Annotated in this window: 15 protein-coding genes; all 15 read left to right on the top strand. The window is 59.1% G+C overall.

The genetic code is table 11. The features are described 5' to 3' along the window. A partial coding sequence (locus BGO62_RS10395; RefSeq protein WP_296642055.1) for an EF-Tu/IF-2/RF-3 family GTPase occupies positions 1-526 on the top strand: 526 nt, incomplete at its 5' end. A 9-nt stretch (positions 527-535) separates the two neighbouring features. After that, the gene (rpsJ, locus tag BGO62_RS10390; RefSeq protein WP_018079500.1) at positions 536-844 is read left to right on the top strand and encodes a 30S ribosomal protein S10; all 309 of its coding nucleotides are present in this window, start codon (positions 536-538) and stop codon (positions 842-844) included. 127 nt (positions 845-971) lie between these two features. Beyond that, positions 972-1,616, top strand: coding sequence for a 50S ribosomal protein L3 (gene rplC / locus BGO62_RS10385; protein WP_296642051.1), 645 nt, complete (start codon positions 972-974; stop codon positions 1,614-1,616). Continuing rightward, entirely contained in the window at positions 1,616-2,233 is a 618-nt protein-coding gene (rplD, locus tag BGO62_RS10380; protein WP_296642047.1) for a 50S ribosomal protein L4, read from the top strand. The genes rplC and rplD overlap by 1 nt, the downstream gene beginning before the upstream one ends. Beyond that, positions 2,233-2,538, top strand: a complete 306-nt coding sequence (rplW, locus tag BGO62_RS10375; RefSeq protein WP_296642045.1) for a 50S ribosomal protein L23 — start codon at positions 2,233-2,235, stop codon at positions 2,536-2,538. Before rplD ends, rplW begins: the two co-directional genes overlap by 1 nt. 11 nt (positions 2,539-2,549) lie before the next feature. Continuing rightward, complete coding sequence (gene rplB / locus BGO62_RS10370; protein ID WP_296642043.1) at positions 2,550-3,377, top strand: 50S ribosomal protein L2; 828 nt, start codon at positions 2,550-2,552, stop codon at positions 3,375-3,377. A gap of 15 nt (positions 3,378-3,392) precedes the next feature. Further along, complete coding sequence (gene rpsS / locus BGO62_RS10365) at positions 3,393-3,668, top strand: 30S ribosomal protein S19 (protein ID WP_018079505.1); 276 nt, start codon at positions 3,393-3,395, stop codon at positions 3,666-3,668. Between the two features lie 10 nt (positions 3,669-3,678). Then, positions 3,679-4,008 carry a 50S ribosomal protein L22 gene (gene rplV, locus BGO62_RS10360; protein ID WP_296642057.1) on the top strand — a complete coding sequence of 110 codons (330 nt, stop codon included), beginning with the start codon at positions 3,679-3,681 and terminating at the stop codon, positions 4,006-4,008. Between the two features lie 9 nt (positions 4,009-4,017). Continuing rightward, complete coding sequence (gene rpsC / locus BGO62_RS10355; RefSeq protein ID WP_296642042.1) at positions 4,018-4,722, top strand: 30S ribosomal protein S3; 705 nt, start codon at positions 4,018-4,020, stop codon at positions 4,720-4,722. After that, positions 4,706-5,122 carry a 50S ribosomal protein L16 gene (gene rplP, locus BGO62_RS10350; RefSeq protein WP_018079508.1) on the top strand — a complete coding sequence of 139 codons (417 nt, stop codon included), beginning with the start codon at positions 4,706-4,708 and terminating at the stop codon, positions 5,120-5,122. The genes rpsC and rplP overlap by 17 nt, the downstream gene beginning before the upstream one ends. A 3-nt stretch (positions 5,123-5,125) precedes the next feature. After that, a complete protein-coding gene (gene rpmC / locus BGO62_RS10345) occupies positions 5,126-5,320 on the top strand; it encodes a 50S ribosomal protein L29 (RefSeq protein ID WP_296642039.1) in 195 nt (64 codons plus the stop codon). Then, on the top strand, positions 5,317-5,580 hold the full coding sequence (gene rpsQ / locus BGO62_RS10340; protein WP_296642038.1) for a 30S ribosomal protein S17: 264 nt from the start codon (positions 5,317-5,319) through the stop codon (positions 5,578-5,580). Before rpmC ends, rpsQ begins: the two co-directional genes overlap by 4 nt. 170 nt (positions 5,581-5,750) lie before the next feature. Next, entirely contained in the window at positions 5,751-6,119 is a 369-nt protein-coding gene (gene rplN / locus BGO62_RS10335; protein ID WP_296642036.1) for a 50S ribosomal protein L14, read from the top strand. Positions 6,120-6,128: 9 nt separating this feature from the next. Beyond that, the gene (gene rplX / locus BGO62_RS10330) at positions 6,129-6,452 is read left to right on the top strand and encodes a 50S ribosomal protein L24 (RefSeq protein WP_296642035.1); all 324 of its coding nucleotides are present in this window, start codon (positions 6,129-6,131) and stop codon (positions 6,450-6,452) included. 2 nt (positions 6,453-6,454) lie between these two features. Next, positions 6,455-6,994, top strand: coding sequence for a 50S ribosomal protein L5 (gene rplE, locus BGO62_RS10325; protein ID WP_296642033.1), 540 nt, complete (start codon positions 6,455-6,457; stop codon positions 6,992-6,994). The last annotated feature ends 69 nt before the right edge of the window (positions 6,995-7,063 follow it).

Genomic DNA, 7,063 nt, shown 5'->3' with positions numbered 1-7,063 from the left:
CATCTCCGGTCGCGGCACCGTCGTCACCGGTCGTGTCGAGCGCGGCATCATCAAGGTTGGCGAAGAAATCGAAATCGTCGGCATCAGCCCGACCGTCAAGACCACCTGCACCGGCGTCGAGATGTTCAGAAAGCTGCTCGACCAAGGTCAGGCCGGCGACAACGTCGGCGTGCTGCTGCGCGGCACCAAGCGTGAAGAAGTCCAGCGCGGCCAGGTTCTGGCCAAGCCCGGCTCCATCAAGCCGCACACCAAGTTCAGCGCCGAGATCTACGTATTGTCGAAGGACGAAGGCGGCCGCCACACCCCCTTCTTCAATGGCTACCGTCCGCAGTTCTACTTCCGCACCACCGACGTCACCGGCAGCATTGAACTGCCGGCCGGCACCGAAATGGTGATGCCTGGCGACAACGTTAGCATCAAGGTATCGCTGATTCAACCGATCGCCATGGACGAGGGTCTGCGCTTCGCCATCCGCGAAGGTGGCCGCACCGTTGGTGCCGGCGTCGTGGCCAAGATCGAAGAGTAAGGCTCAACAATGCAAAACCAGAAAATCCGCATCCGCCTGAAGGCGTTCGACTACAAACTGATCGACCAGTCGGCGCTTGAAATCGTCGAGACGGCCAAACGCACCGGCGCAGTGGTCAAGGGACCGGTCCCGCTGCCGACCTCGATCGAGCGTTTTGACGTGCTGCGCTCGCCGCACGTCAACAAGACATCGCGCGACCAGTTCGAGATCCGTACCCATCGCCGCTTGATGGACATCATGGATCCCACAGACAAAACCGTGGATGCCTTGATGAAGCTGGACCTGCCCGCCGGGGTGGACGTCGAAATCAAGTTGTAAAAAGCCGCGGCGGCTGTGTATAATGCCGCCCCTGCAGTTTTGCTTTTAGAAGCCGGTCAATAGTAATCGGCGCCTACAACCCTGGTTCCCGTGGTTTCCCCGGGGGCTTGTGATAGGAAATACAAAGATGAGTATCGGGTTCGTTGGCCGCAAGGTCGGCATGACCCGCATTTTCACCGAGGGCGGCGCGTCCGTTCCGGTGACAGTGCTGGAAGTGTCCAACAATCGTGTGACGCAGGTGCGCACGCCAGAAAACGACGGCTATTCCGCGGTGCAGGTTGCTTATGGCAGCCGCCGCAACAGCCGTGTCAACAAATCGGAAGCGGGGCATTACGCCAAGGCGGGTGTCGAGGCTGGCGAGCTGCTGCGCGAATTCCGCGTGTCTGCGGAGGAGGCGGCACAGTATCAGCCCGGCGCCGTGGTGTCGGTTGAGTTGCTGCAGGCGGGCCAGAAGGTCGACGTGACCGGTGTTACCCAGGGCAAGGGTTTTGCGGGCACCATCAAGCGCCACAATTTTGCCTCGCAGCGCGCCTCGCACGGCAACTCGCGTTCGCATAACGTGCCTGGTTCCATTGGCATGGCGCAGGATCCGGGTCGCGTGTTCCCGGGCAAGCGCATGGCCGGCCACATGGGTGCGGTGGTCTGCACCAAGCAGAATCTGGAGGTTGTGCGCGTCGATGCGGAGCGCGGACTGGTCTTGTTGAAGGGCGCTGTTCCGGGTGCCAAGGGCGGCCATGTGATGGTGCGCCCGGCTGTGAAAGGGGGTGCCTAATGGATTTGGCGGTCATTAACGAACTGGGTCAGCAGGTGACCAGCGTCGCGGCTTCCGACGAAACCTTCGGTCGTGATTATAACGAGGCGCTGGTGCATCAGGTGGTGACGGCGTTCCAGGCGAACGCGCGCAGCGGTAACCGTGCGCAGTTGACGCGTGCCGAGGTGACTGCCTCCACGCATAAGCCGTGGCGTCAAAAGGGTACCGGCCGTGCGCGTTCCGGCCGTACCTCGAGCCCGATCTGGCGCGGGGGTGGTGTCACCTTCCCGAACAAGCCGAACGAAAACTTCAGCCACAAGGTGAACCGCAAGATGTACCGCGCGGGGTTGGCGACCATCCTGTCGCAGCTGGCGCGTGAGGGCAAACTCAAGGTGGTGGAGAGTCTGGGCATCGATTCGCCCAAGACCAAACTGCTTGCCGGCAAGCTCAAGTCGATGGGTTATGGCAAGGTCATGATCATTGCGGACAGCGTTGATGACAACCTGTGGCTGTCGTCGCGCAACCTGCCGAACGTTTATGTGGTCGAGCCGCATCAGGCGGATCCGTGGAGCCTGGTTAAATTCGGTAACGTGCTGATCACCAAGGCGGCGGTCAAGCAGTTTGAGGAGATGGTGTAATGGGTGCGATCAGTCAAGAGCGTTTGCTCAAAGTCATTCTCGCGCCGGTGATCTCCGAAAAGAGCACGCGCGTTGCGGACAGGCAGAATCAGGTAGTTTTTCGCGTGTTGCCCGACGCGACCAAGCAGGAAATCGGCGCTGCTGTCGCCAGCCTGTTCAAGGTTGAGGTTGCGGGTGTGCAGGTGCTCAACGTCAAGGGCAAAATCAAGCGCACCGGTCGCGTCACGGGTCGTCGCGACAACTGGAAGAAAGCGTATGTCACCCTGAAGCCGGGTCAGGACATCGACTTCGCGTCCGGTCAGTAAGGGAGAAAATCATGGCATTGATTAAAGTCAAACCCACCTCTGCCGGTCGTCGTGCCGTCGTCAAGGTCGTTACCCCGGGGCTGCATAAAGGCAAGCCGGTTGCAGCGCTGCTCGAGCCGCAGAAGCGCGGCTCGGGTCGCAACCACCATGGCCGCATCACGGTGCGCCACAAGGGCGGTGGTCATAAGCAGCACTACCGCGTGGTTGATTTCCGTCGCAACAAGGATGGCGTCGTGGCCAAGGTTGAGCGGCTGGAGTACGACCCCAACCGTTCCGCGCACCTGGCTTTGCTGTGTTATGCCGATGGCGAACGCCGCTACATCATTGCGCCGCGCGGTGTTCAGGTCGGTGCGCAGTTGGTGAGCGGGGTCGAGGCGCCGATCAAAGTGGGTAACTGTATGCCGCTGCGCAACATTCCGGTCGGCAGCACGGTGCACTGCGTTGAGATGATGCCCGGCAAGGGTGCGCAGATTGCCCGCTCTGCGGGTACGTCGGTTCAGCTGCAGGCGCGTGAAGGCAGTTATGCCCAGTTGCGGCTGCGTTCCGGCGAAATCCGCAAGGTACACGTTGATTGTCGTGCCACGCTTGGCGAGGTGGGCAACGAAGAGCACAGCCTGCGTTCGATCGGCAAGGCGGGCGCCAGCCGCTGGCGTGGCATTCGCCCGACGGTTCGGGGTGTGGTGATGAACCCGGTCGATCACCCGCATGGCGGCGGCGAAGGCCGGACTGCGGCGGGCCGCCACCCGGTCAGCCCGTGGGGCACTCCGACCAAGGGCTATCGCACCCGCAGCAACAAGCGCACCTCCAACATGATCGTCCGCCGCCGTCAAGCGCGCTGATTGAGGTAGAAAGATATGGCACGTTCAATTAAAAAAGGCCCCTTCGTTGATGGGCATTTGCTGAAAAAGATTGAAGCCGTCCGCGGCTCCAATGACAAGCGCCCGATCAAGACCTGGTCGCGTCGCTCCACCGTGTTGCCTGATTTCATTGGCTTGACGATTGCGGTGCATAACGGCCGCCAGCATGTTCCGGTGTTCGTGACCGAGAACATGGTCGGCCATAAGCTGGGCGAGTTTTCCCTGACGCGTACCTTCAAGGGGCACGTTGCGGACAAAAAGGCGAAGAAATAAGGAGCGCATGATGGAAGTTTCTGCGATTTTGCGTGGTACCCGCCTGTCCGCCCAGAAAGGCCGTCTGGTTGCTGACCAGATCCGCGGCCTGCGCGTGGAGAAGGCGTTGAATATCCTGGCCTTCAGCCCGAAAAAAGGCGCCGGCATCATCAAAAAAGTGCTTGAGTCGGCGATTGCCAACGCTGAGCACAATGAGGGTGCGGACATCGATACCCTGACGGTCAAAACGATCTGCGTTGACCAGGGTTCTGTGCTGAAGCGTTTTACCGCCCGCGCCAAAGGCCGTGGCAACCGTATTAGCAAACCGACCTGTCACATTACCGTGACGGTCGGGGACTGAGGAAGCACCATGGGACAAAAAATACATCCGATTGGGTTCCGTCTTGGTGTTCAGCGCATCTGGACGGCCAAGTGGTACGGGTCGAACCGCAATTTTTCCAGCACCCTGCTGGAGGACATCAAGGTTCGTGACTACCTGAAGAAAAAGCTGGCGCACGCCTCGGTCTCCAAGGTGCTGATCGAGCGCCCCGCCAAGAACGCCCGCATCACGATTTTCAGCGGTCGCCCCGGTGTGGTGATCGGCAAGAAAGGCGAGGACATCGAGGTTCTGCGCGGCGAACTCGCGCGCCTGATGTCGGTGCCTGTGCATGTCAATATCGAGGAAGTGCGCAAGCCGGAAACCGATGCGCAGATCGTTGCCGATGGCATCGCCCAGCAGCTTGAAAAGCGCGTGATGTTCCGCCGCGCCATGAAGCGCGCCATGCAGAATGCCATGCGCCTGGGTGCGCAAGGCATCAAGATCATGAGTTCAGGTCGCTTGAACGGCGCTGAAATCGCCCGTACCGAATGGTACCGCGAAGGCCGCGTGCCCCTGCACACCCTGCGCGCGGAAATCGATTATGGCTTTGCCGAAGCCAAGACCACCTACGGCATCATTGGCATCAAGGTTTGGGTATACAAAGGCGACGCGCTCAACCGTGGCGAGCAGCCTGCGGTAGCCGATCAGGAAAAGCGCGGCAAGAAATCAGGAGTGAAACATGCTGCAGCCAGCTAGAAGGAAATTCCGCAAGGAACAGAAGGGCCGTAACACCGGACTGGCGACCCGTGGCGCCAACGTGAGTTTTGGCGACTTCGGTCTGAAAGCGGTCGGCCGCGGCCGTCTGACTGCGCGTCAGATCGAGGCGGCGCGCCGTGCAATGACGCGCCACATCAAGCGCGGCGGACGCATCTGGATCCGTATTTTTCCGGACAAGCCGATTTCGCGTAAGCCCGCCGAGGTGCGTATGGGTAACGGCAAAGGTGCCCCGGAGTACTACGTCGCCGAGATCCAGCCGGGCAAGGTTTTGTACGAGATGGATGGGGTGAACGAAGAGCTGGCGCGCGAGGCTTTCCGCCTGGCGGCCGCCAAGCTGCCGATCGCAACCACCTTCGTTACCCGCATGATCGGGAGCTGAGTGATGAATACACAAGAAATGCGCGGCAAGAATGCCGCAGAACTAAAGCAGGAACTCGAATCCCTGCTGCGTGCCCATTTTGCACTGCGCATGCAGGTGGCCACCCAGCAGTCGAACAAAACTGCCGACCTGGGCAAGTTGCGCCGTGATATTGCCCGCGTCAAGACCATTATGCGCGAGAAGGCGGGCCAGGCATGACTGAAATGAAAAAGATGGTGCGCACGCTGACAGGGCGTGTGGTGAGTGACAAGATGAACAAGACGGTCACAGTCCTGGTCGAGCGTCGCGTCAAGCATCCGGTTATCGGCAAGATCATCCGGTTGTCGAAAAAGTACCACGCTCACGATGAAAACAACGAGTTTCACGAAGGCGACACGGTGCAGATCGAAGAGTCACGCAAGCTTTCACGCACCAAGGCGTGGACCGTAAGCAAGCTGATCGAGCGCGCGCGCGTATAACGCTTGCATGAAATGTAATAGCCCGGTATAGTGCCGGGTTTTCCGGTTGGTGAGCCGGTTGGTTTTGTCCGGTTCGCTGACTCAAGCAGTTCCGCGCATAGCGGGATTTTCTCCCGAACGGGTTCCAAGACTGGCCGCCATTTTGGTGGATTAAGTTGGAGGCAATTTAAATGATTCAGATGCAGTCCGTATTGGACGTGGCAGACAATACCGGTGCGCGCTCGGTTATGTGCATCAAGGTGTTGGGCGGCAGTCATCGCCGCTATGCGAGCGTGGGCGACATCATCAAGGTCACCATCAAGGATGCGGCACCTCGTGGCCGTGTGAAAAAAGGCGACATCTACAACGCTGTGGTGGTTCGTACCGCAAAAGGCGTGCGCCGGCCCGATGGTTCGCTGGTGCGATTCGATGGCAATGCGGCGGTGTTGCTGAACAACAAACTGGAGCCGATCGGTACCCGTATTTTCGGGCCGGTCACCCGTGAGCTGCGCACCGAGAAGTTCATGAAGATCGTCTCGCTGGCGCCTGAGGTTCTGTGAGAGGGAATCATGGCACGTATTCGTAAAAGTGATCAGGTGATCGTCCTGACCGGGAAAGACAAGGGCAAGCGCGGCGTCGTGCTTCGGGTGCTTGATGATGGCCATGTGCTGGTTGAAGGTGTGAATCGCGTTAAGAAGCACCAGAAGCCCAATCCCATGCGCAACATCCAGGGCGGGATCGTCGAGAAAGAAATGCCGATCCAGGCTTCCAATGTCGCGTTGTTCAACGCGGGCACGCAGAAGGCTGATCGCGTGGGTTACAAGGTGCTGGAGGACGGCCGCAAGGTGCGTGTGTACAAGTCCAATGGCGAAATGGTTGACGCTCAGGGGTGATCATGGCGCGTTTTCAAGAGTTTTATCGTGAGACGGTGGTGCCCAAACTGGTAGAGCAGTTTGGTTATAAGTCCGTCATGGAAGTGCCGCGTATTCAGAAGATCACCCTGAACATGGGGGTCGGCGAGGCGGTGGCTGACAAGAAGGTGATGGATCACGCTGTGTCGGACATGCAGAAGATCGCGGGCCAGAAGCCGGTTGTCACCAAATCCAAAAAATCTATCGCAGGTTTCAAGATTCGCGAAGATTACCCGGTCGGTTGCATGGTGACGCTGCGTCGTGCGCAGATGTTCGAGTTTCTCGATCGTCTGGTGACGGTGGCAATGCCGCGTATCCGCGATTTCCGCGGTGTTTCGGGCAAGTCCTTCGATGGCCGTGGTAACTACAACATGGGCGTCAAGGAGCAGATTATTTTCCCCGAGATCGAGTACGACAAGATCGATGCTCTGCGTGGGATGAATATCACGATCACCACCACCGCCAAGACTGATGATGAAGCGCGAGCATTGCTTGCCGCCTTCAGTTTCCCGTTCAAGAATTGAGGTAGGCATGGCCAAGTTATCCTTGATTAATCGTGAAGAAAAGCGCGCGCGCATGGTGAAGAAATATGC

The organism is Thiobacillus sp. 65-1402 (assembly GCF_001897685.1).
Classification (GTDB): domain Bacteria; phylum Pseudomonadota; class Gammaproteobacteria; order Burkholderiales; family Thiobacillaceae; genus Thiobacillus.
This window is presented reverse-complemented; position numbering and strand designations above follow the sequence as displayed.

What these genes read in the sequence shown, in the direction of transcription:
- rplP (WP_018079508.1), top strand. Translation starts at nt 4,706, where the DNA reads ATGCTGCAGCCAGCTAGAAGGAAATTCCGCAAGGAACAGAAGGGCCGT.
- rplE (WP_296642033.1), top strand. Translation starts at nt 6,455, where the DNA reads ATGGCGCGTTTTCAAGAGTTTTATCGTGAGACGGTGGTGCCCAAACTG.
- rpsQ (WP_296642038.1), top strand. Translation starts at nt 5,317, where the DNA reads ATGACTGAAATGAAAAAGATGGTGCGCACGCTGACAGGGCGTGTGGTG.
- rplW (WP_296642045.1), top strand. Translation starts at nt 2,233, where the DNA reads ATGGGTGCGATCAGTCAAGAGCGTTTGCTCAAAGTCATTCTCGCGCCG.
- rplX (WP_296642035.1), top strand. Translation starts at nt 6,129, where the DNA reads ATGGCACGTATTCGTAAAAGTGATCAGGTGATCGTCCTGACCGGGAAA.
- rpsS (WP_018079505.1), top strand. Translation starts at nt 3,393, where the DNA reads ATGGCACGTTCAATTAAAAAAGGCCCCTTCGTTGATGGGCATTTGCTG.
- rpsC (WP_296642042.1), top strand. Translation starts at nt 4,018, where the DNA reads ATGGGACAAAAAATACATCCGATTGGGTTCCGTCTTGGTGTTCAGCGC.
- rplB (WP_296642043.1), top strand. Translation starts at nt 2,550, where the DNA reads ATGGCATTGATTAAAGTCAAACCCACCTCTGCCGGTCGTCGTGCCGTC.
- rplN (WP_296642036.1), top strand. Translation starts at nt 5,751, where the DNA reads ATGATTCAGATGCAGTCCGTATTGGACGTGGCAGACAATACCGGTGCG.
- rplD (WP_296642047.1), top strand. Translation starts at nt 1,616, where the DNA reads ATGGATTTGGCGGTCATTAACGAACTGGGTCAGCAGGTGACCAGCGTC.
- rplC (WP_296642051.1), top strand. Translation starts at nt 972, where the DNA reads ATGAGTATCGGGTTCGTTGGCCGCAAGGTCGGCATGACCCGCATTTTC.
- rpsJ (WP_018079500.1), top strand. Translation starts at nt 536, where the DNA reads ATGCAAAACCAGAAAATCCGCATCCGCCTGAAGGCGTTCGACTACAAA.
- rplV (WP_296642057.1), top strand. Translation starts at nt 3,679, where the DNA reads ATGGAAGTTTCTGCGATTTTGCGTGGTACCCGCCTGTCCGCCCAGAAA.
- rpmC (WP_296642039.1), top strand. Translation starts at nt 5,126, where the DNA reads ATGAATACACAAGAAATGCGCGGCAAGAATGCCGCAGAACTAAAGCAG.